The sequence below is a fragment of the Streptomyces sp. NBC_00239 genome (assembly GCF_036194065.1).
In the GTDB taxonomy this organism is placed as follows: Bacteria; Actinomycetota; Actinomycetes; order Streptomycetales; family Streptomycetaceae; genus Streptomyces.
In genome coordinates this window covers 7303451-7326520 of sequence record NZ_CP108095.1, presented here as the reverse complement: position 1 = coordinate 7326520, position 23070 = coordinate 7303451, and the positions used below count along the sequence as shown (strand labels likewise).

13 protein-coding genes and 1 pseudogene are annotated in these 23070 nt (G+C 74.5%); 7 read left to right on the top strand and 7 right to left on the bottom strand.

Annotation, left to right across the window (positions count from 1 at the left end; genetic code table 11):
- Positions 1-414: 414 nt before the first annotated feature.
- On the top strand, positions 415-3792 hold the full coding sequence (locus OG764_RS32490) for an ALF repeat-containing protein (protein WP_328971901.1): 3378 nt from the start codon (positions 415-417) through the stop codon (positions 3790-3792).
- A gap of 56 nt (positions 3793-3848) precedes the next feature.
- On the opposite strand, the gene OG764_RS32485 is transcribed toward OG764_RS32490, so the two are convergent.
- The 3 genes from OG764_RS32485 to OG764_RS32475 all read right to left on the bottom strand — a co-directional run bounded on the left by OG764_RS32485 (position 3849) and on the right by OG764_RS32475 (position 6756).
- A complete protein-coding gene (locus OG764_RS32485; protein ID WP_328971900.1) occupies positions 3849-5141 on the bottom strand; it encodes a DUF6545 domain-containing protein in 1293 nt (430 codons plus the stop codon).
- Entirely contained in the window at positions 5141-5647 is a 507-nt protein-coding gene (locus OG764_RS32480; protein WP_328971899.1) for a toxin-antitoxin system, toxin component, read from the bottom strand. The genes OG764_RS32485 and OG764_RS32480 overlap by 1 nt, the downstream gene beginning before the upstream one ends.
- A gap of 386 nt (positions 5648-6033) precedes the next feature.
- Positions 6034-6756: a hypothetical protein gene (locus tag OG764_RS32475; RefSeq protein ID WP_328971898.1), complete on the bottom strand. Its 723-nt coding sequence runs from the start codon at positions 6754-6756 to the stop codon at positions 6034-6036.
- 307 nt (positions 6757-7063) lie between these two features.
- Between OG764_RS32475 and OG764_RS32470 the strand changes: the two genes are divergently transcribed.
- Together OG764_RS32470 and OG764_RS32465 are read left to right on the top strand one after the other, a co-directional pair.
- Positions 7064-8443: an MFS transporter gene (locus OG764_RS32470; RefSeq protein WP_328971897.1), complete on the top strand. Its 1380-nt coding sequence runs from the start codon at positions 7064-7066 to the stop codon at positions 8441-8443.
- Positions 8444-8857: 414 nt separating this feature from the next.
- Entirely contained in the window at positions 8858-10759 is a 1902-nt protein-coding gene (locus OG764_RS32465; protein WP_328973246.1) for a helix-turn-helix domain-containing protein, read from the top strand.
- Positions 10760-10917: 158 nt separating this feature from the next.
- On the opposite strand, the gene OG764_RS32460 is transcribed toward OG764_RS32465, so the two are convergent.
- A complete protein-coding gene (locus OG764_RS32460; RefSeq protein WP_328971896.1) occupies positions 10918-11241 on the bottom strand; it encodes an ArsR/SmtB family transcription factor in 324 nt (107 codons plus the stop codon).
- Positions 11242-11321: 80 nt separating this feature from the next.
- On the opposite strand from OG764_RS32460, the gene OG764_RS32455 reads away from it, so the two are divergent.
- On the top strand, positions 11322-13274 hold the full coding sequence (locus tag OG764_RS32455) for a heavy metal translocating P-type ATPase (RefSeq protein ID WP_328971895.1): 1953 nt from the start codon (positions 11322-11324) through the stop codon (positions 13272-13274).
- A 123-nt stretch (positions 13275-13397) separates the two neighbouring features.
- Complete coding sequence (locus OG764_RS32450; protein ID WP_328971894.1) at positions 13398-15968, top strand: SpoIIE family protein phosphatase; 2571 nt, start codon at positions 13398-13400, stop codon at positions 15966-15968.
- On the opposite strand, the gene OG764_RS32445 is transcribed toward OG764_RS32450, so the two are convergent.
- From OG764_RS32445 to OG764_RS32435, 3 genes and pseudogenes are all read right to left on the bottom strand, one after another.
- Positions 15913-17808 carry an FG-GAP repeat domain-containing protein gene (locus OG764_RS32445; protein WP_328971893.1) on the bottom strand — a complete coding sequence of 632 codons (1896 nt, stop codon included), beginning with the start codon at positions 17806-17808 and terminating at the stop codon, positions 15913-15915. The genes OG764_RS32450 and OG764_RS32445 overlap by 56 nt on opposite strands.
- 262 nt (positions 17809-18070) lie before the next feature.
- On the bottom strand, positions 18071-19195 hold the full coding sequence (locus OG764_RS32440) for a GDP-mannose 4,6-dehydratase (RefSeq protein WP_328971892.1): 1125 nt from the start codon (positions 19193-19195) through the stop codon (positions 18071-18073).
- A gap of 215 nt (positions 19196-19410) precedes the next feature.
- Positions 19411-20535 (bottom strand): annotated as a pseudogene (locus tag OG764_RS32435) (UDP-N-acetylglucosamine--N-acetylmuramyl-(pentapeptide) pyrophosphoryl-undecaprenol N-acetylglucosamine transferase); the annotation flags it as partial.
- Between the two features lie 62 nt (positions 20536-20597).
- Here OG764_RS32435 and OG764_RS32430 point away from each other — a divergent pair.
- Positions 20598-21284 carry a response regulator transcription factor gene (locus tag OG764_RS32430; RefSeq protein ID WP_328971891.1) on the top strand — a complete coding sequence of 229 codons (687 nt, stop codon included), beginning with the start codon at positions 20598-20600 and terminating at the stop codon, positions 21282-21284.
- Between the two features lie 251 nt (positions 21285-21535).
- Complete coding sequence (locus OG764_RS32425; RefSeq protein WP_328971890.1) at positions 21536-22948, top strand: sensor histidine kinase; 1413 nt, start codon at positions 21536-21538, stop codon at positions 22946-22948.
- Positions 22949-23070 lie beyond the last annotated feature (122 nt).

Genomic DNA, 23070 nt, shown 5'->3' with positions numbered 1-23070 from the left:
GTCAGCTTTTTCGCATTGACGGCAAGCGCCGGAACAGGCCGTCCACCAGGTGTCCCACGGCCCCGATCCACAACGAACGGTTCGGCCGGGCACCAGGGTTGAGTGATCTGACTCACATCACCACTCGGCGCCTGACCAGGGAATATGCGTCACTCAGGGAGCTTGTGCCCGATTTGGGGGGCCGCCCGCCGCCTTCATGAGGCCCCGTCAGCCCGCGTCTCATAAACGACCGTTGATTCGCCATCATCTACCGTCTAGCCAAAGTGGCGTGTTCCGCGTAGGGTCATGCTGCGCGCCTCTCGGACCTCGCAATGCGTTCCATGGTCCGGCGATTGAAACGCGACTCACACCTTGCCGCCCTGGCCTCGCCACATCTATTTGTGGCGCGCCATGCGCCGATAGCGAAGGACCGTTTTGGACACCATTTATTGGAGTAGGCGGCGCATTCTCGGCGCCCTCGCGGCCACCACGGCCGTCGTCACCACCTCCAGCCTCGTTCTCAACCCGACGGCAGCATGGGCGGACACTCCGCCGGTCGGCGACGACGGTGACCCGTTCCGCCTGCCGGACACCGACCGGGCGAAGGTCGTCAGGGAGTGGATCCTGGGCGGCAAGGCCGTTCGTGCCGCCGCCGCGATCGCGCTGACCGGTTCCGACGCCGACGTCCAGAACTTCCTGAACGTCCGGCTCGCCGCCGAAACGGCGGAGGACAACCGCGCCGCGCTCCTGAGCAGCCTCTCGGAGGCCGGCAAGGGAACCCGCCGCGAGGCCACCGCCGCGATCAACGGTGGAGACTCGGCCATCGCCGCGTACCTCGCGGGCGGCTTCAAGCCCGCCATCGTGGAAGACCTCCGCGTGGCCACCGCCACGGTGATCGCCACCGGCGGCAAGTCGGTGATCCGCGCCGGCAACACCGCCCTGACCGACGGCACCCAGCCCGCGCTGGAGAAGTTCCTCCTCGAAGGCCAGCACACCGCCCGGCTCGAGGACATGCGCTTCGAGGCCTCCAAGCTGACGATGCTGGCGGGCCCGGAGGTGCAGAAGTACGCCAACCGAGCCCTGTCCGGCACGGAATCCGACGTCACGTGGTTCCTCGACACGGGCCAGCACATCGCCCGCGCCCGCGATCAGGAGCGCGCGAAGATCGAGGAACTCGTCGCCGTCGTCGAGCGCGAGGGCAAGAAGGCCGACGCGAAGACGAAGCAGGCCGAAGAGGCCTCCGCCCGCGCCGTGGAAGCAGCTTCCAAGGCCAAGGAGGCCGCGGAGAAGGCCGCCGCCGAGGCCCAGCAGGCACAGAACGACGTGGCGAAGGCCGGCAGGGCCGCCCGCAAGGCCGGAGAGGCCGCGAAGGGAGCGGCCGACGCGGCGCGGGTGGCCACCAACGCATCGCATGCCGCCATTCAGGCGTCCCGCCGCGCCGCGTACGCCGCCGCGGGGGCGAGCCAGGCTGCGGCCATGGCCGGCAACGCCGCCGCAGCGGCGTACGGCGCTGCCATCGCGGCTTCCAAGGACGCCAACCAGGCGGAGTTCGCCAAGAACGCCGCCGTGGCCGCCCGTAACGCCGCGTCCAAGGCTCGTACCTCGGCATTGGCCGCCGACGCCGCCGCCGTGGCGTCGGTGAAGGCTGCCGGCGCCGGAAGCGCCGCCGCCTCCGCGGCGCGCAACGCCGCCGCGGCCGCGGGCTACTCGGCAGACGCTGCCGCTGCGTCCGGTGTGGCCCAGGCGGAGGCCGCGGAAGCCAAGCGCCAGGCCCAGATCGCCAGTGCGAACGCACAGATCGCAACCAACGCCGCCGGGACGGCGCAGGCTCTGGCGAACGCGTCCGCGGTGGCCGCACGCACCGCACGGGACGCCGCGAACAGCGCGGCCAACCACGCGGACAAGGCCGCGGCCGCGGCCGAGTGGGCCGTCAAGTACGCGGGACAGGCGGTGGAATACGCCAACAAGTCCACGGAGTTCGCCAACGAGGCCACCGCGGCTGCGAACGCGGCCGTCGAAGCGGTCGTCCAGGCGGTCGCGGTCGAGAAGAGCGCGCGCGAGGCCGAATGGCAGCGCCTGGACCAGGACACGCAGCGTGCGGTGGAAGAGATGCGTCTGATCGCGCAGCTCGAGACCAAGGAACGCGCGGCGACCGAACGCAAGCGCACCCAGGACGATCAGACCTCCCAGGCCACGAAGGACCTGATCTCCCAGGCCGAGTCGGCGCTCCGGGCGGGGGACAGCGCGAAGGCCACCGCCTTCGGGCGCAAGGCGGCGCTCGCCCTGATGGAGTCCAAGGGATCCTGGTCCCAGGAGGCCGCGCGGTACGCCTTGGCCGGCAAGGACTCGGACATCCATGCCTGGATCGACACCGACCGGCAGATCGCGCAGCGTCAGGACGACCGGGAAACCGTCCTGTACATCGCGCGGATCACCTCACCGGACGTCGCCTTCGCAGCGGCCGCGGCGTTGAAGAGCACCGATCCGGACGCCCCCTCGAAGTTCCTCACCACCGGCGCGGTCCAGGCCGCCCAGATGGACAACCGCGTCGCGGTCGCCCGCGTCCTGGCCGAGAACCCCGGCAATGCGGTGAAGAAGGCGGCGAACGACGCACTGAACGTCGGTACCGCCCAGGCGCTGTACGAGTTCCTCACCGTCACGTTCGAGAACGCACTGCGGGAGGACGACGCGGTGGCCACCGCGGCCCTTCTCGCCAGCGGAGGCCCGTACACGAAGGCCCACGCCCAGGCCGCGCTCGAGGGCCCGTCGTGGATGCGCCGCAACTTCGTCGCCTCGGTCCAGCACAAGGCAGCGCAGCTCGACCACGACTCCGCGACCCACATCGCCGCCATGCAGGGTGCGATCGCCGCGGCCACGAAGATCGCGCACAAGGCGCAGGAGGACGCCGCACGCGCCCAGGAAGCGGCGGCCAAGGCCCGCAATGCCGCTGCCGAAGCGCTGGTGTGGGCGGACAAGGCGAACGCGTCGGCCGCCAAGGCCGCCACCTCGGCACAGCAGGCGAACACCCTGGCGAACAACGCCGAGCAGTCTGCCGCGAACGCTCAGGCCTCGGCGGACAAGGCGAAGAAGGCCGCCGAGAACGCTCGCTTCGCCGAGAAGTCGGCGCAGTACTCCGCTTCCCAGGCCATCGCGTCCGCACGCGAAGCGGTTGCCTCCGCCAACGCGGCCCAGGGGTATGCCGCTGACGCCCGCGCCGCCGAGCTCCGGGCGGGCAAGAGCGCGGAAGAGGCGGACATCGCCCAGCGCGACGCTCACCGGATCGCCGAGGCGATGCACACGGCCGAGGTCACGGCCGCGGCCACGAAGGCCGCTCAGGACGCGCAGACCGCCAAGCAGGCCGGACTCAACCCGTGCCTGGTGGCCGACTATCCCGTCGAGGAGCCCCCTGCTCCGGGCAGCGCGAAGTGGCTGGCCGACTACTTCCACACGACCGGCATGATCGCCGGGTTCGCGGGTGCCGGAGTCGGCCTCGTGGGCATCGGCGTCGGCATCTGGTTCCCGCCTGCCGGTGCGGTCATCATGGCCGTGGGCTTCGGGATGGGCGTCGGTGCCGCTGTCCTCGACGTGACCAGCGCGGTCTTCTACGGATTCGGCTACGGATGGACGAGCAAGGAGTTCAAGAAGCAGGCCGGAATCGCGGCCCTGAGCGTGGTGACCCTCGGGCAGTCGAAGGCCATCAGCGCCGCCGGCAAGGAGATCGCGAAGCGGGCGCCGCACGTCATCAAGGAGGTCTCCGAGGTGGTCCACGAGACCATCTCGCCGATCGTGAGCTGGCTGAGCTCGGGGCACTGAGCCGGTAGCCGACTGAAACACCTTCGGGGGCCGGCGGCAGCGATGCCGCCGGCCCTTCAGGGCGTCGGAGCCGTCGGAACCGGGGTGCTCTCGTCGGTGCCGCGTGCGCGTCCGCGCCGGTACGGCCCGCGCCGACGCCCGCCGTCAGGACCGGATGTCGCCGCCAGGGCGCGGGAGATGGTCACCAGCAGGTCCCGGTCCGCCGCCTCCGCCGCGCGCAGGGCGGCCACCGCGAGCTCGCTCTGCCCGGTGTCGGGCGGCGCGTTGCGCGCGCGGGCCTCGGCCGCCGCCTCGAACATGGCGGCGAGGCCGGCGGCCACGGCCTCGCGCTCCGGGGCGCCGCTCGCCCTCGCCCTCCGGTAGGCCGGTTCCCGCACCTCGTCCGTGCAGTAGGGGCACAGTTCGCGCATCCAGTCGTGGATGGCGGTCATCCGGAACAGCAGGACCTGCTCGGCCCCGGCGTACCAGGGCGGCGGAAGGAACACCGCGGTCGTGGGGGTGGGCTCGGTCCGGCCGACCAGCCGCCACAGGGGCCGCAGGGCGGTGATGCCGAGCACCGGGTTCCACACCCGGTCGATCAGACCGGGGCCGTACGCCGGTACCAGGAGCCCGACGCCGATCATCATCCCGCTGAGCGACATGAAGGGCGCCAGGCTGTCGTTCAGCACGTCCCAGTCCCGGCCCGCCCAGCGGGCGGCGATCGCGGTCAGTTTGAACGAGCCGAAGATGGTGTTGACCAGGGCCGCGGTCACCAGGACGAGGAGACCGACCCGCAGGGACCGGTCGACGGCCGTCTTCGGCCCGGGCGCCGTCCTGCGGTCGATGTCGAGCAGCCAGTTCCAGCACACGACGGTCGTCGCCACGCCCGCGGCGACGTACGCGAGCAGGTAGAGCACGAGCATCTCGCAGATGAACGGGGTGGCGGCGTAGTACGTGTCGAAGTCCCGCGGACGCTCCACCGGGACGTCGCCGAGGGCGAAGAGCCCCGCCAGTGCCACGATCACGGCGCAGCAGCCGATCTTCCACACCCGCACGCGCCGGCCCGTACGGGCGTCCTCCCCCGATCCGCCCCTCCAGTAGTCCAGCAGCACCAGTGACGCGCACGAATAGGCGGTCATGATGCAGTGGACGAGGAGGGCCGAGAGGTTGCTGATGCCGGTGAGCCGGTTGACGGCGGTGACGGTCGGCGCCGAGGAGAAGACGAAGGCCACGCAGGGCAGGAACAGCAGCAGGTTCACGGTCCGGACCGTCGGGCTGCGCCAACCCCGTACGAGCCCGGGCAGCTTCGCCAGCAGAGCGGTGCCCAGTACCGCGGCGGGAAGGTAGTAGTCGGCGCCCTCGTGCATCATCAGCCGCCCAGCGATGCCCAGATGCGGCCGGTCAGATCGTCGGGGGGTTCGGTGCCGCGCTCGCCGAGCAGGACGGGACGGAACTTCGCGGCGAGGAGCCGGCCGAACCGCTCGGCGCGCCGTTCCTCGGCCAGCCCGTAGTCGGTGCGCGCCGCGGCGTGGGTGACCGGGTCACCACCCGTCCACCGGTTCCCGAGCCCGTCGAAGGCGTCGGCCGCGCCGTCGGCCCGACCGGTCCGGCGCTCCTGGCGGTGCCACAGTTCGTGACCCAGTATCACCAGCTGGTGCATGGGAAGGGTGTTCTTCTCCACCACGACCACTTCGTAGTCGCCCATGTCCAGCCAGAGCCCGCTGAACGTGCGGGCGGGGAACGTCTCCATCATGAACCGGATCTCGCGGCCGCTGCTCTCCGTCAGATAGGCGCATATCGCCCGGAACAGGTCGTGCGGATCCTGCCCGGCCGGGCGGGGCACCCTCGCGAACAGTTCGTCCCGATGGCGTTTCATTGCGCGCGAAACACCCACCGTGTCCCACATGTCTTCCCCACCCGGACGCGTCCCTTGCCGGACACCGTTCTTGAAGCATGCGAACGCTGCGCGGCACTCGATCAGTTCATACCACGGCGGTGCCGGCGTACCGGGACCCAGGCTCCGGAGCGGCCCGGTCACGGGCACACGCTCCCGCGGACCGAGGCCCGTACGTCCACTCCCGCGTCGGTGACAGTAGCCATTGCGCAGGATGCAGGCAAACCCGTCCCGACCCGTATCACCGCTGGCCAGAGGCACTTTCATCGGACATATGGGTGGGCTGTCGGGCTGTCGGTGCCGCGTCGTCGGGCCGTCGCGGGTCCCGGTCCGGGGCGCTGCGGACGGCGGGCGGCGGGCCCGGCGGGCTAGCCGTCCGCGCTCGTTCGCAGCTCGCGGTCGCGTTCCTCGCGCGCGCGCCTGGCGACCGATTCGATGAGGGCGATGAGGGGCTGCGCGGTGTCGTCCGGCACGTCGGCGAGCGCTCGTGCGGCGTAGTCGACGACGCCGAGCGGGGAGCCGGGGCGGCCGAAGCCGGCGGAATCGGCCTTCTTCAGGCGCTGGATGTCCTGTTCCTGGCGGGCGACGATCCGCTCCAGGAGGTCCTTGCGGATCAGCTGGAGCACCCGGTCCAGCGCCTGGGCCGGCGCGGCGACGAGGAATTCGATGCTCTCCCCGAAGAAGCCGGCGATCCCGGCCGCGTGATCGAGGTTCGGGGCCTTGCCCGTCCTGATCATCCGGTCGAGCCACTGGGTGCTCGTGCCCGCGCCCGCCGCGACTTCCGCCAGCGAGTACGTACGCCGCAGGCCGTCGGGGGACGTGTGCAGCCGGGTCGAGCGCAGGAAGACGATCCGGGCGACCACCCTGCGGTGACGTTCCTCCACCGGATCCACCGGGTCGCCGTCGCCCTGCGGAAGGGGCTCGCCGCTCAGCAGCGCGCGCACGTCTTCCACGGGCAGTCCCGAGGCGTACGAGAGGCCCCCCTCGCCCTCCACGCGGAGCACGTCCGCGCGTTCGAGCCCGGCACGCTCCAGCAGGGAGGCGATGTCCCGGGCCGTCCGGGCGGGATCCGCGCCGTACCCCTCGCTCATGTCCGTTCCCCAGGTTTGTGCCTGCCGGCAGCCGATCACCCAATTGAATTGCGAACAGTAGCGATTTCAACTGGGCAGGAGCAACCGAACGCTACCAGCGCCGGCGCGCGGTGACGGCCGGGCTCGAGCGGGATTCGAGCGGCCCCGCGCGGGCCCGGGGTGCGCGGCACCGCGCACCGCCGCCATGGCGGCGGGTCACACAGAGGGGCGGCTGATTGTGGGTGTCGGGCACATAGGCCGTCGACCCGGCGACTCCTACGTTGTGGCGACACCAACCCGTCCCCGCACCCATCCGGAAGTGGTACCCATGGCCGCCCCCGCAACCGCTCCGCCCGCCGCAGCCAACCTCAAGCGCGTCGTCGCCGCCAGCCTGATCGGCACCACCGTGGAGTGGTACGACTTCTTCCTGTACGGCTCGGCGGCCGCACTCGTCTTCAACAAGCTGTTCTTTCCGGCCAGCGACCCGCTCACCGGCACGCTCCTGAGCTTCCTCACCTACGCCGTCGGGTTCGCCGCCCGCCCCCTGGGCGGGGTGGTGTTCGGGCACTTCGGCGACCGGATCGGCCGCAAGAAGCTGCTGGTCCTCAGCCTGCTGCTGATGGGCGGGGCGACCTTCGCCATGGGGCTGCTGCCCACCCACGCGACCGTCGGGGCGGCCGCTCCCGTGCTGCTGACGGTGCTGCGGCTGGTGCAGGGCTTCGCGCTCGGCGGCGAGTGGGGCGGGGCCGTACTGCTGGTCTCCGAGCACGGCGACGACCGCAGGCGGGGCTTCTGGGCCTCGTGGCCGCAGGCCGGGGCGCCCGGCGGGAACCTCCTCGCGACCGGTGTGCTGGCGATCCTGGCCGCCGTCCAGTCCGACGCGACCTTCCTGGCCTGGGGCTGGCGGATCCCGTTCCTGCTCTCCGGTGTCCTCGTCGTGATCGGCCTGTGGATACGGATCTCCGTCTCCGAATCGCCGGTGTTCCTCGCCGCGCAGGAGAAGGCCGCGGAGCGCGCCGCCACGGGTGCCGAGGCCAAGCCGCCGGTGGTCGAGGTCTTCCGCACCAGCTGGCGCCAGGTGCTGACGGCCATCGGAACCCGGCTCGGCGAGAACATCTCGTACTACATCCTCACGGCGTTCCTCCTCGTGTACGTGACGGCCCACCTGCACCTGCCCAAGAGCGACGCGCTGAACGCGGTGCTCATCGGCTCGGCGGTGCACTTCGTCACCATCCCGATGTGGGGCGCCCTCTCCGACCGCGTCGGCCGCAGACCCGTCACCCTGATCGGCGCGGTGGGCATGGCCGGCTGGGCCTTCGCCTTCTTCGCCCTGCTGGACACCCGCTCCTTCCCGGTGATCGCCCTGGCCGTCACGGTGGGCCTGTTCCTGCACGGCGCGATGTACGGGCCGCAGGCCGCCTTCATCTCGGAGATGTTCGACACCGAGGTCCGCTACTCGGGGGCGTCGATGGGCTCCCAGCTCGCGTCGATCGTCGGCGGCGCGCTCGCCCCGATCGTCGCCGTGGAACTCCTGAAGGAGTACGACTCGTCGCTGCCCGTCTCCGTCTACCTGTGCGCGGCCGCGCTGGTCACCGTCGTCACGGTGGCCGTGGCCAAGGAGACCCGCGGGCGCAGCCTGGCCGCGAAGACCCCGGCCGCCGGCACGGACGGCGGTGCACGCCGGCCGCAGGACCAGATCAGCGCCTGACCACCCCCGGACCGCCCGGCCCGCACCCCGGGCGGCCCGCGACCCACCCGGGGCGGGCCGCAGCGCACTGCGGGCGGGCCGCGGCGCACTGCGGCCGCCGTACGAGTCGGCCCGCGCCGAACTCCGGCCCGCCGTACGGCCGCTCCGGCGCCGTACGCGCGGGCTGCGCCCACCGACCCAGGGAGACGGGAACGTATGCTCCCCACCGTGACAGCCTCCGCCGACACGCAGCCCGATGAGCACGCCGGTACGGACGCCGGTACGCGTGCCGGTGCGGCCGACGGCACGACCGGCCACGCGACGGGCCGTACGGCCGTCCGCACGACGGGGGACGCGACGGGCGCGACCGTGGGCGCGCCGGGTGACGCGACGGGCCGTACGACGGGGGACGCGGTCGGCCGAACGGCGGGGGACCTGGACCTGGTCGGTGACGCGCACGGGGCCGCGGCCGGGCTGCGCCGGCTGCTGGACCTGCTGGCCGAGGGCGCGCCCGCCGAGGACTTCGCGCGCCCGGCCGCCGAGGCGCGGACGGCGGGCCTGCCCGCCGATGCGCTCGCCGCGCTGGCGGACGCCACCGAGGTGGCCCTGCGGATCAGGCGGACCATCGGCCAGCACCGGCGCCGGGAGGCCGAGCTGACCGCGCTGTTCGACACGGCCAGCGACCTGGCCGGGCTGCGGGACCTGGACGCGGTGCTGCGGGCCATCGTGCACCGGGCGAAGCTGCTGCTCGGCACGGACGTCACGTACCTCTCGCTCAACGACGAGGCGGCCGGGGACACGTACATGCGGGTCACCGACGGTTCGGTGGCGGCCGCCTTCCAACAGGTGCGGCTCGGGCTCGGCGAGGGGCTCGGCGGGCTGGTCGCGCAGACCGCGCGGCCGTACGTCACCGGCGACTACCAGGCGGACACCCGCTTCCGGCACACCGACGCCATCGACGGCGCGGTCGCCGAGGAGGGGCTGCGGGCCATCCTCGGCGTGCCGCTGCGGGTGGGCGCGCGGATCATCGGGGTGCTGTACGCGGCGGACCGGGCGCCGCGCGGGTTCACCGCCGACGAGGTGGCGCTGCTGTCCTCGCTCGCGGACCACGCGGCCATCGCGATCGACGGCGCCCGGCTGCTGGAGGAGACCCGGGCGGCCCTGGACGAACTCAACGCTGCCTCAGGGACGATCAGGGCGCACAGCGAGGCGATGAGCCGGGCCGAGCGGGCCCACGACCAGCTCACCGATCTGGTGCTGCGGCGCGGCGACGTCACCGATGTGGCGGTGGCCCTCGCGGGGCTGCTCGACGGCGGGATCGTCGTCCACGACAGCGACGGCACGGAGTTGGCCCGGGCCGGGGTGGGGCCCGCGGCCCCGCCCGCGACCGCCGTGGCCGCGTCCCGGGCGAGCGGGCGGGCGGTGCGGGCCGGCGGCAGCTGGCTGTGCGCCGTGATGGCCGGCCCGGAGCCGCTGGGCAGCATCGCGCTCACCCGGCGGGCCGCGCTCGGCGACGCGGACCGGCTGCTGTTCGAGCGGGCGAGCGTGGTGACCGCGCTGCTGCTGGTGCTCGGGCGGTCGGTCGCGGAGGCCGAGGACCGGATCCGCGGGGAGCTGCTGAACGATCTGCTGTCCGGCACCGCCGACCCGGCCGGGCTGTCCCGGCGGGCCCGCCGGCTGGGCGTCAACCTGGCCCGCGGGCACGCGGTGTTCACGGTGTCGGCGCAGGGGGTGCCCGGGCCGCGGCTGCTGACCGCGGCGGCCCGGATCGCGCAGGCCCGGCGGGGGCTGGCGGGCCTGTACCGCGAGGAGGTGGCGTTCCTGGCGCCGGCCGAGGAGCCGGGCCCGCTGGCGCGGGCGCTCGCGGAGGAGCTGGGCGGGCTGCTGGACGCGGTGGTGACGGTCGGTTCGGCGGGCCCGGCGGCCGGGCCCGCCGAACTGCCGGCCGCGTACGCCGAGGCCCGGCGCTGCCTGTCGGCGCTGCACGCGCTCGGGCGGACCGGGCAGGGCGCGGCCCTGGCCGACCTCGGGTTCGTCGGCCTGCTGATCGGCGAACGGTCGGACCTGTCGGCGTACGTGCGGGGCGAGCTCGGGCCGGTGCTCGACTACGACGCGGAGCGCGGTACGGACCTGGTGCACACGCTGGGCACGTACTTCGCCGAGGGGAGCAGTCTGACGCGGACGAAGGCGGTGCTGCACGTGCACGTGAACACGGTCGTGCAGCGGCTGGAGCGGGTCCGTAGCCTGCTCGGCCCGGACTGGAACACGCCGGCCCGCACCCTGGAACTCCAACTCGCCCTACGCCTCCACCAGTTGACCACCCCCAACACCCCCTGACCCGCCCTCGCCAGCGCCCTGGGGCCCAAACCCCGCGCCTCAAACGCCGGCGAGGCTGGATTTCACGCCCCAGGGCGTTGGCGGGGCTCGGGGTTGCACCCCTAGGCGTCGGCGAGGCTGGAGTTGAGCCGGCCGTCACGATGGGTACGCGCACCCGCTCACTCCGTCAGGTCGTGCCGTACGTGCGCGAGGACCTGGCGGAGCAGTTCGGCGACGTGCTCGTCGCGCAGCGCGTAGACGACGGTGCGTCCGGAGCGGTGGCCGGCGGCGAGGCCGAGGTGGCGCAGCAGCCGCAGGTGGTTGGAGACGGTGGGCTGGCCCAGCCCCAGGTCGTCGGCGAGTTCGCCGACGGAGCAGGGGGTGCGCAGCAGCCGGTCGAGGATGCGGATGCGGGCGGGTGCGGCGAGTCCCTGCATGACTTCGGCGACCGCCGCCGCGGCGGACTCGGAGATGAGCGGGCCGGTGCCGGGTGTCAGTTCCACGGTCGCACTCTACGCCGTGGGATCACCATATACACACCTTCAGATCTTCACATATTTAAATGTGCTGATACATTGATTCCATGAGTACCGACACGCACCGCCACGGCTTCCTCGGCGAGCGGGCGGAACCGGCCGCCGCCCTCCTCGCCCTCGCGACCTGGACCGGCGGCCTCTTCGCACCCACCGCGGCGACGTCCACCGCGCTGTACGCCGCCGCCTACGCCTTCGGCGGCTTCTTCACCCTCCGCGAGGCACTGGGCAGCATCCGCCGGGGCCGGTTCCAGGTCGACTTCCTGATGCTGGTCGCAGCGGCCGGCGCCGCCGCCATCGGGCGCTGGGAGGAGGGCGCGGTCCTGCTCGTGCTGTTCAGCCTGGGCCACGCCCTGGAGGGGTACGCGATGGGCCGGGCCCGGCGCTCCATCGAGGCCCTGGGCGCGCTCGCGCCGCGCACCGCGCTGCGGCTGCGGTCCGGCGCCGCCACCGAGGTCCCCGTGACCGAGCTGGCGGTCGGCGACCGGGTCGCGGTCCGGCCGCACACCCGCATCCCCGCGGACGGGTTCGTCGCCGCCGGCACCGGCAGCGTGGACCAGTCCCCCATCACCGGCGAGAGCGTCCCCGCCGACAAGGAGCCGGTGGCCGACCCGGCCGCCGCGCTCGCACTGCCCGGGGCCGTCGCCGCCGAGAGCCGGGTGTTCGCCGGCACCGTCAACGGCGCGGGCTCGCTGGAGCTGGTCGTCACCCGGCTCGCCGCGGACACCACGCTCAGCCGGGTGGTCCGTATGGTCCAGGAGGCGGAGGAGCGCAAGTCGCCCACCCAGCGCTTCACCGACCGCTTCCAGAAGATCTTCGTACCGTCCGTGCTCGCCCTCGTGGCGGCCCTGCTGCTGTACGGGCAGCTGACCGGCGAGCCGTTCACCGACACCTTCTACCGGGCCATGGCCGTCCTCGTGGCCGCCAGCCCCTGCGTGCTGGCCATCGCGACCCCCGCCGCCGTGCTCAGCGCGGTCGGCCGGGCCGCCCGCGGCGGCGTGCTCGTCAAGGGCGGCGCCCCGCTGGAGGAGTTCGGCCGGCTGCACACCGTCGCCTTCGACAAGACCGGCACCCTCACCGAGGGCCGCCCCAAGCTGACCGACATCCTGCCCGCGGAGGGCGCCTGCCGCGACGAACTGCTGCGCACCGCCGTGGCCGTGCAGCGGCTCAGCGACCACCCGCTGGCCCAGGCCGTGGTCCGCGACGCCCCGCAGCACCTGGACGGCGACGGGCCGCACGGGCCGCTGCCCGAGGCCCGGGACGTACGGGCCCTCGTCGGCCGCGGGGTCGCCGGGCGGATCGGAGGCACGGAGGTGCACATCGGCAGCCTCGCCGGTTTCGACGCGGCGGGCACCCCGGTCCCGCCGGCGATGCGGGCACGCGCCGAGGAGCTCGCCGCGGCCGGGCGCACCACGATGGCCGTCCGGTACGGGGAGCGGCACCTGGGCCTGCTCGGCCTGATGGACACCCCGCGCCCCGGCGCCGCCGCGGCCGTCGCCCGGCTGCGGGCCCTCGGGGTGACCCGTACGGTGATGCTCTCCGGCGACGACCAGCGGGTGGCGGACTCGGTGGCCGCCCAGGTCGGCATCGACGAGGCCCGCGGCGGCCTGCTGCCCGAGGACAAGGCGGGGGCCGTCGCCCGGCTGCGCGCCTCCGGCCGTACGGCGATGATCGGCGACGGGGTCAACGACGCCCCGGCGATGGCCGGCGCCACCGTGGGCGTGGCGATGGGCGCGGCGGGCTCGGCGGTCGCCCTGGAGACGGCGGACATCGCGCTGATGTCGGACGACCTGGACCGGCTGCCCTTCATCACCGGCCTCAGCCGCCGCGCCTCCCGGGTCATCCGGCAGAACCTGTGGCTGAGCCTGGGCATCGTCGCCGTCCTGGTCCCGGCCACCGTGCTGGGCCTGGGCATCGGCCCCGCCGTACTGGTCCACGAGGGCTCCACGCTGCTCGTGGTCGGCAACGCGCTGCGGCTCCTGCGCCACCCCGACCCGCGCTGACCTGAGGCCGGCCCGGGCCCGGGCCGGTCTCCGCGGCCGCCGACCGTGGCCCGGCCGGCCCGCGCCCACCGCGCCCACCGCGGCCGCCGCGGCCGCCGCCGGCCCGGCCGTGGGGCCGATGAGATGCGCCCCGGCACCGCCGGGGCGCATCCTGGCAGTGTGACCTGGTACGGCGTGGCCGGGCATCCGGCAGCGGAGGGGGATGCGCACGGGGAGCGGGCGCCGGCCGGCGGTCCCGATGCGCTGACCCTCGCGCTCGCCCAGGCCACCGTCAGCACGACCGAGGCCGTCGGCGGGTACGCCGGCGGCGTCTACCTGCGGGCCGGCGCCGGCGGCCTGCTCCGGCTCGCGGTCCTCGCGGGCCTGCCCGGGACGCTGTTCAGCCCGTGGTGGCGGATGCACGTGAACCGCCCGTTCCCGGTGGCGCAGGCCCACCGGTCCGGGCAACCGGTGTACCTCGCCGACGCCGAGGAGGCCATGCGGCGCTTCCCCCAGCTGATGGCCGGGCTGCCGTTCCCCTTCGGATCGCTGTACGAGCCGGTGACCGCCGGGGCGGAACGGTACGGGGTGCTGATGGTGCTGCGGCCGGCCACGGCCGGGGCGCCCGTCGGCGAGGCCGACCGGCAGGCCATGCGGGAGGGCGCGGCCCGGCTCGGCGAGGCACTCGACGCCCTCCGGGCCGCCGACGTCACCGTGGCGTGGGAGACGGAGCCGGTGTGCTTGCAGCTGCCCGGGCCCGCCGCGCCGCCGGTGCGCACCGGGCACTTCGAGTGGGACATCGACGCCGGCACCATGGCCGCCGACCCGGAGCTGTGCGCGATGGCCGGGGTGGACCCGGCGGAGTTCCGCGGGACGGTGGCGGAGCTGATCGCGCACTGGGCGCCCGAGGACCGGCACGGAGTGTGGGCCGCCGCCCACGCGCTGACCGGGCCGGACGGTCCCACGACCCGCCGGATGCCGGTGCGGGGCGCGGACGGACGGATCCTGCTGCTGGAGATGACCGCCCTGCCGGGCCGCCGGCTGACCGGCTTCGTCCTCGACCCCGGCGAGGGCACGGTGCCCGACGAGGCCGCCGACCGACTCCCGCAGGCCATCGTGTCGATCGACCGGCTCGGCCGGATCACGTACGCCAACGGCGCCACCGGCACGCTGCTCGGCCTCGAGCAGGGCGAGCTGACCGGCAGGGTGCTGTGGGAGGCGCTGCCGTGGCTCGGCCACCCCGCCCACGCCGACTACTTCCGTTCGGTGCTGCTCTCCGGCGACCGCGTCAGCTTCGCGGCCCGCCGCTCCCCCCGCCGCTGGCTGACCGTGTGCCTGTACCCGGGCCGCAACGCGGTCACCGTCACCTTCGGCTCCACCGAGCACCCGGCGTACGCGCCCGGCTCGGTGGCCCGGCCGGGTGCCGAGCCGGGCTCCCCCGCCGACCGGGCCGCCGCCCTCTACCGGCCGGTAGCGCTCGCCATCGCGCTGACCGAGGCGGTCACCGCCCGCCAGGTGTCCGCGGTGGTCACCGAGGAGCTGCTGCCCGCCTTCGGGGGCCGCCAGCTGGCCATCTACCTGCTCAACGAGCGGCACCTGTACCTCGCCTGGGAGACCGGCTTCCCGCAGGGCTTCCTGGACCGCTTCGACGGGGTCTCCCTGGACGAGGCGCTGCCCGGCGTCGAGACCCTCACCACCGGCCGCCCCATCTTCTTCGAGTCGATGCAGCACCTGGCCGCCGCCTACCCCGGGGTGCCCCTGGACGCGAGCGTCGGCGCCCGCGCCTTCCTGCCGCTGATCGCCTCCGGCCGCCCGGTCGGCTCGTGCATCCTCGGCTTCGACGCGCCGCGCGGCTTCAGCCCCGAGGACCGTACGGTGCTCACCGCGCTCGCCGGGCTGATCGCGCAGGCCCTGGAGCGCGCCCAGCGCTACGACACCGAGGCCGCGCTCGCCCGCGGCCTCCAGGACGCCCTGCTCCCGCACCGGCTGCCGCTCAACGACCACGTGGAGACGGTCGGCCGGTACCTGGCCGGCACCCAGGGCATGGACGTGGGCGGCGACTGGTACGACGTCATCGAGACCGGTGGCGGGCTGCTGGCCCTGGTCATCGGGGACGTCCAGGGGCACGGCGTGGCCGCGGCCGCGACCATGGGCCAACTGCGCAGCGCGGTACGGGCTTTTGCGCTGAGCGGCAACACGCCCCAGGACGTCCTCGGCGGCACCAATCGGCTGCTGATCGACCTGGACCCCGGCCAGTTCGCGAGCTGCTGCTACATCCTGCTCGACCCCGCGCGGGGCGCCGCGCAGGCGGTGCGGGCCGGGCATCCGCAGCCGCTGCTGCGCCGGCCCGGCGGCCGCACCGAGGTGCTCGACCTGCCCGGCGGGGTGGTGCTGGGCGTGGACGCCGACGCCGTGTACCCGGTGGCCGACCTGCGGCTGGACCAGGGCGCGGTGCTCGCCATGTACACGGACGGGCTGGTGGAGATACCGGGCTCGGACATCGACCTCGGTGTGGAGCGGCTGCGCAGCGCGCTGGCCACGGCCGGCCGGGCACCCCTCGGAGTGATGGCCGACCGGCTGATCGACGAGGCCCTCCAAGCCGACCACCGCCCGGACGACATCGCACTGCTGCTGGCCGCGCGCGGGCCGGGCGCCCGCACTAGAAGAGCAGCCGGTACTTCTGCCAGCCGCTCCCCAGCAGCACCCGGGGCGTGAAGGTGGCGGCGCCGCCCCGGCCGGTGGCCGCGTACCGGTACAGCCGGCCGGGGGCGTCGCGGGCCACCAGGTCGGCTTTCCCGTCGCCGTCGAGGTCGCCGGGCGCCACCAGCCGGTCGTACGCGTTCCAGCCCGCGCCGATCAGGACCCGCGGCCGGAAGGGAGCGGTGGCGCTGCCCGTGCCGGCGTACAGGTGGAGGCGGCCGGCGGTGTCGCGCGCGAGCAGGTCGGCGCGGCCGTCGTTGGTGTAATCACCGCCGCCGGCAAGGGCGTTGTAGACCTTCCAGCCCGCGCCGACCTTCACCCGGGCGCCGAGCGAGGATTGGAAGGCGCCGTCGCCTGGGTGCAGCCACAGCGTGCCGCCGGCGTCCCGGGAGAGCAGGTCGCCCCGGCCGTCGCCGGTGAGGTCGCCGGGCCCCACGGTCATGTCGTACGTCCAACCGCTCGCTGCCTGGCGTCCGTTGAGGTACAGCTTGGCGCGGTCCAGCTGGACGAAGGTGGCGTGGTTGCGCGTGTGCATCGCCGCCGCGTAGTCGAACTTCATCGTGGCCGGCACGCCGGGACCGGCGGGGTCGGTGATGTCGTACGGCGCGTCGTACGCGCCGTCGGCCAGCGCGTCGTACTTCCACCACGTGCCGGCGGCGGTGACGCCGACGCTCTGCGCCTTGCCGTACAGGGCGGTGGTGCCGCCGCCGGCCAGCATCCTCGTGTACTCCCAGCCGGCCCCGTGCCGGGTGGCGTCGCCGAACTTCCCGCCGCCGGTGGCGATATGGCGGTAGAGGGTGCCGGAGCGGCTGCGGCCGAGCAGGTCTCCGAGGCCGTCGCCGTCGAGGTCGTCGGCGCCGGTGACCGTGTTGTAGCGGTTCCAGCCGGTGCCGGTCTTCACGCGGGGGCGCAGCGGGGCGGCGGCGCTGCCCGAGCCCCGGTAGAACCAGAGGTCGCCGGTGAGCGAGCGCGCGAAGAGGTCGCCGACGCCGTCGCCGTCGACGTCGTTGGCGCCGATCAGCTGGTCGTAGCCGCCCCACCCGCCGCCGATCCGCACCCGGGCGGTGAACGGGCTGCCGGTGACCCGCCCGGTCCCCCGGTACAGGTACAGGCCGCCGTCCTTGTCGCGGGCCAGCAGGTCGGGCCGCCCGTCGCGGGTCAGGTCCCCGGCGGCCACCACCCGGTCGTAGACCTGCCAGCCGCGGCCCGTCCAGGTCGGCGGCCGGGTGCCGTCGGGAGTGGTCTCGTACAGGGTCAGCCGGCCGTCGGCCGACAGCGTCAACAACTCCGGTCGCGCGTCGCCGTTCAGGTCCCCGACCGGCACGAAGTCCTTGAACACCTCGCCCGGATCCGGCGCGTCCACCGTGAACGGCGTATACGCCTCACCGCCGTTGCCGGTGAGGAAGGTGTACGCACTGGTGTCGTACTCCTGCCCGATCAGATCACTGAGCCCGTCCCCGTCGAGGTCGTGACGGGGCCGTGCGGGGGCCGTCCGGGGGACGGCGGTCCGGGAGGCGGCGGCCCGCGGGGGCGGGGTCACGGTGGGGCGGGGCGGGTCGGCCGTGGTGCGGGTGCCGGTGCCGGTGCCGGTCCCGGCTGGGGTGCGAGGGGCGGTGGCCTCCGCCGCCGTGATGCGGGTGCCGGTGCCGGCCGCGGGGCCCGTTGCGTTGGCGGCCGTGACCGAGGCCGTGGCCGTCGACCGGTGGGCTGCCGGGGCGGGCGTCGCGGCCGCGCCCGGGGCGCCCGCCGGGAGCCCAGCGGCCAGCCCGAGCGCGGCTGCCGCCGCGACGAGACCGAGCCGGTTACGCGGGCGGGTGCGTGTGTGCGTACGTGTGGTGCGCGTGCTGCGCGTCAAGGACACGGTCCCCCCTGAGGACGGCAGTCCGGGGGCGGAACCCTGCGGGCACCCCCGAGTGGCCCGTGCAGCGTACCTGCGCGCCCCGGCGGGGGACGTACGTTCCCGGCCAACCCGCTGCGCGGTGAAGCGGGTTGGACCAACGCCCTCGGGGCTCCGCCCCGAACCCGGCGCCTCAAACGCCGGCGGGGCTGGAATTCCAGCCCCGCCGGCGTTTGAGGGGCGGGGTCTGGGGCGGAGTCCCGGCGGGCGGTGGCGGGTGTCAGACCTGGTAGCGGGTCGGGGCGAAGAGGTGGAGGTTGGCGGCGATCCAGTCGGACGTGCGGCGCAGCCCCTCCGGCAAGGACACCACCGGCTCCCACCCCGCCCACGAACGGGCCCGCGTGTTGTCCGACAGCAGCCGCTCGACCTCACTGCCCGCCGGCCGCAGCCGGCCCGGGTCGACGACCACCCGCGCGTCCCGCCCCGACGCCGCGACGAGCGCCTCGGCGAGGTCTCCGATGGAGATCTCCCGCCCGGTGCCGAGGTTCACCACCTCGCCGAGCGCCCGGTCGCACTCGGCGACCGCGAGGAACCCCTCGGCGGTGTCGGTGACGTACGTGAAGTCCCGCGTCGGGGTGAGCGAGCCGAGCCGTATCTCCGTTGCGCCGGCGTGCAGTTGGGCGAGGATCGTGGGGATCACGGCACGGGCCGACTGCCGCGGACCGTACGTGTTGAAGGGCCGCACCACCGTGACGGGCAGCTCGAAGGCGTGGTGGAAGGAGAGCGCCATCATGTCCGCGCCGATCTTCGAGGCGGAGTACGGGGACTGCGGCTGCAGCGGGTGGCTCTCGGAGATCGGCGCCGTCAGGGCGGTCCCGTACACCTCGCTGGTGGAGGTGTGGACGAGGCGGCGCACCGCGTGCCGGCGGCAGGCCTCGGCGATGTTCTCGGTGCCGGTCACGTTGGTCTGCACGTACGCGCCGGGCGACTCGTAGCTGTACGGGATGCCGATCAGCGCGGCGAGATGGAAGACGGTGTCGCAGCCCTGCACCGCGTCCGAGACCCGACCGGCGTCGCGGATGTCGCCCGCGAGCATCTCGACGGGGCTGTCGGGGCTGTCGGGGCTGTCGGGGCCGAGGTAGCGCGCCAGGTGCCCCTTCTCGGCGTACGGCTTGTAGTGCACGAAGGCACGCACGTTCGCGCCGCGCGCCACCAGCAGGTCCACCAGCGTGGATCCGATGAACCCCTCGGCCCCGGTGACGAGGACGGTCCGCCCCCGCCAGGACCCCCCGGCGGCGGGCCCGGCGTCGGTCACGTTGGCGGGCGTGGCCGCGGTCGCGGTGGCGGGCCCGGCGTCGGTCGCGGTGGCGGGCGTGGTGTGGCGGATCTCGGTCTCGGGGTTCATGCTCGCTCCAGTGCGTCGGGGGTACGGGGGGACGGGGTGCCGGCGGACGGGCCGCTGGCGCCGGACGGTCCGGCGGGGTACGGGTACGGGTACGGGCCGGTGCCGGCGGACGGTCCGGCGGGGTACGGGTACGGGTACGGGCCGGTGCCGGCGGACGGGCGGGTGTCCGCAGTCGCGCCGCCATCCGCGTACGGGCCGGCGGCGGCGGTGGCGGCCGGGTGGGCGGCCAGGCGGAGGACTTCCGCGGCGAGCAGTTCGGCGGCGTGCGCGTGCGGGCCGGGGTCCGCGGCGCCGCTCATGGCGGCGAGCCGGGCCGGGTCGGCCAGCAGCGGTCCGATCAGGGCGGCCAGCCGCTCCGCGGTGGCCTCGCCGTCCGGCAGCAGCAGCCCGGCTCCCGCGTCGACGAGCACCCGGGCGTTGTGGGTCTGGTGGTCGCCCGGGGCGTAGGGGTAGGGGACGAGTACGGCCGGCACGCCGGTGCTGGCGAGTTCGGCGACGGTCGCCGAACCGGCCCGGCACACGATCAGGTCGGCCGCCGCGTACACGAGGTCCATCCGGTCCAGGTACGGGACGGCCCGCGCGACCCGGTCGCCGCCGCTGCCGGCGAGCGCCCGCACGGCACCGTCCAGCGCCGCCGGACCGGTCTTGACCAGCAGGTGCACGTCGTCGCGGTGCTGCCACTCGCGGGCCAGCCCGGTGGCCGCCTCGGTGAGCCGGGCTGCGCCCAGGCTGCCGCCGTTGAACACCACCAGCCGGGCGCCGGGCCGCACGCCCAGCGCCCGCCGGGCCTCGTCGCGCAGCCCGGCGCGGTCCAGCCCGGCCAGGGCCGACGCGATCGGCATCCCGGTGGTCAGCGCCCGCTCGCCGCCGGTGAGGTGGGCACGGCTGCGGTCGAAGGCGACGGCCAGGTGCGGGGTGAGGCGGGCCGCGAACTGGTTGGCCCGGCCCGGCACCGCGTTGGACTCGTGGATCATGGCCGGCAGCCCGGCGAACCGGGCCCCGAGCACCGCCGGCGCGCTCGGGTAGCCGCCCATGCCGACCACCACCTGGGCGCGCTGTCTGCGCAACACGGCGCGCGCCTGCCCGGCCGAGCGCAGCAGGGCCGCGGGCAGCAGGTAGCGCTTCGCGCCGAGCGCGGGATCGAAGGGGATCATGTCGACGGTGTGCAGCCGGTAGCCGGCGGCGGGGATCAGCTCGGTCTCCAGGCCCCGCTCGGTCCCGATGAACGAGATCACGGCTCCGGGCACGGCCCGGCGCAGCGCCTCGGCGAGCGCCAGACCGGGATAGATGTGACCGCCGGTGCCGCCGGCACCGATCACGACGGAGAGTGGTGTGCTCATGCCGGCACACTCCCGGAGCGCTCTAAGAACGTTCTAAGAGGAAGGTTTGGCAGTCTTTGTCCATGCGCAATCGAATCCTGGTGGTCGACGACGAGCCTGAGGTGCGGGCGGCTGTCGAGGACGGGCTCGCGGTGGAAGGGTATGAGGTGCGGGGCGTCGGGGACGGGCTGGCCGCCCTGTCCGAGGTGGCGGTGTGGCAGCCTGACGCGCTGGTGCTGGACGTGATGATGCCGGTGCTCGACGGGCTCGGCGTGTGTCGGCAGCTGCGGGCGATGGGCGACCGGACGCCGGTGCTGGTGCTGACCGCGCTGGACTCCGTGAGCGAGCGGGTGGACGGGCTGGAGGCGGGCGCGGACGACTACCTCGTCAAGCCGTTCGCCCTGGACGAGCTGGTGGCGCGGGTCCGGGCGCTGCTGCGGCGGGCCGCGCCCGGGCCCGCGGACGCGGCCGCCCCGCCGGCCTTCGGCGACCTGGTGCTGGACCCGGATACGCGGACCGGGTGGCGCGGCGGGCGGCACCTGGAGTTCAGCCGGACCGAGGCGGCCCTGCTGGAGCTGCTGCTGCGGCACCCGGGGCAGGTGCTGCCGCGGGAACTGATCCTGGAGCTGGTCTGGGGCCGTGACTTCGGCCCGGACTCGAACTCGCTCGCCGTGTACGTGGGTTATCTGCGGCGCAAACTCGAAGCGGGCGGCGAGCCCCGGCTGGTCCACACCGTCCACGGCGTCGGCTACCGACTGGACAGCGCGTGACCGGCGGGGCGGCCGGACGGGGAGACGGGACGGGGTCCGGGTCCAGCTCTGGGTCCGGGTCCAGCTCCAGCTCCAGCTCTGGGTCGGGCTCCAGCTCCGGGTCAGGCCCCGGGTCCGGCCCCGGGTCCGGCCCCGGGTCCGGCTCTGGGTCGGGGTCGGGGTCCGGCTCCAGCTCCGGGTCAGGCTCCGGGTCCGGCCCCGGGTCCGGGTCCGGCCGGAACGACCGGCCCGGCCGGCGGCGGCTCGGTGGGGTGTGGCGGCGGAGGCGGCCGCTGCGGACCCGGCTGGCGCTGGCCGCCGCCGCCGCGGTGGCCTTCGTCGTGGTGTGCGTGTGCACGGCCGCGTTCTTCATCGTCCGCTACGAGCTGTACCGGCAGCTCGATCTGAACCTCACGCAGTCGGCGCGGCTCGTCGCGCAGCAGAACCGCGACGCGCATCCGGGCGTGATCGCGGGCGAGTGCCGCTTCCTGGCCGCGCCGGCCTGCGCGCAGGTGGTGCCGGCCGACCCGGCCGACGACCCCGCCGGCGCCGGCGACCCTCCTGCCGACCCCGCCGCTCCCGGCGAGCGGTACACGCTCCCGGTGTCCGACGCGGTCCGGCGGGTGGCCGCGGGTGGCAGCGACGGGTTCTCCGCCGACTTCAGGCTCGCCGGCCACCCCGCCCGGATGCTCGCCACCCCGTACGGCAAGGGCCTGGCGCTCCAGGTCGCGCTGCGTGCCGACACCGTGGAGGAGGGCGTCCGGCAGGCCGCCTGGCTGCTGTCCGCGGTGGGGGCGGCGGGGGTGCTGCTGGCGGCCGGGCTCGGCTACGCGGTGGCCCGTACCGGGCTGGCGCCGGTGGCCCGGCTCACGGCCACCGCCGAGTGGATCGCGGCCACCCGGGACCCGCGCCACCGGATCGAACTCCCGCCGCCCGGGCGGGAGGACGAGGTGACCCGGCTCGCGGGCAGCTTCAACACGATGCTGGGCGAGCTGGAGCAGTCCGTCACCGCGCAGCGCCGGCTGGTCGCGGATGCCTCGCACGAGCTGCGCACCCCACTGACGGCGCTCCGTACCAATGCCGAACTCCTGGGCCGCGCCGAGCAGTTGACGCCCCATCAGCGGGAGCGTGCTGCGTCCGCGCTGGGCCGGCAGCTGCGCGAGGTGACCGGGCTGGTCAACGACCTGATCGAGCTCGCCCGGGACGAGGAGCCGCAGCCGCTGGTCGAACAGGTGCGGCTGGCGGGGCTGGTGGAGCACGCCGCGGCGACGGCCCGTACGCACTGGCCGGCCGTCCCCTTCACGGTGCAGGCGGCGGACCCGGAAGGGGCAGTGGTGGCGGGGGTGCCTGCGCGCCTGAGCCGACTGCTGTCCAACCTGCTGGACAACGCGGCCAAGTTCAGCCCGCCGGGGCTGCCGGTGGAGGTGGAGCTGGGCGGGCCGTACGGGGCTCCCGAGCTGACCGTACGCGACCACGGCCCGGGGATCGCGGCCGAGGACCTGCCGTACGTCTTCGACCGCTTCTACCGGGCCGACGCGGCCCGGGCGCTGCCCGGTTCGGGTCTGGGCCTGGCGATGGCCCGGCAGATCGCGCACGCGCACGGGGCGACCCTGACCGCCGAGGCCGCGCCCGGCGGCGGCGCGCTCTTCCGGCTCCGCTTCACGCCGGGACAGCAGCCGCCCTGACCGTACGGCGCCCCTGACCGTACGGTGCCCTGACCTCATCGCGCCCTGACTGCATCACGCCCTGACCGCATCGCGCGCGGCCCGTACGACGAGCAGGCCGTACGACGAGCAGGCCACGACGT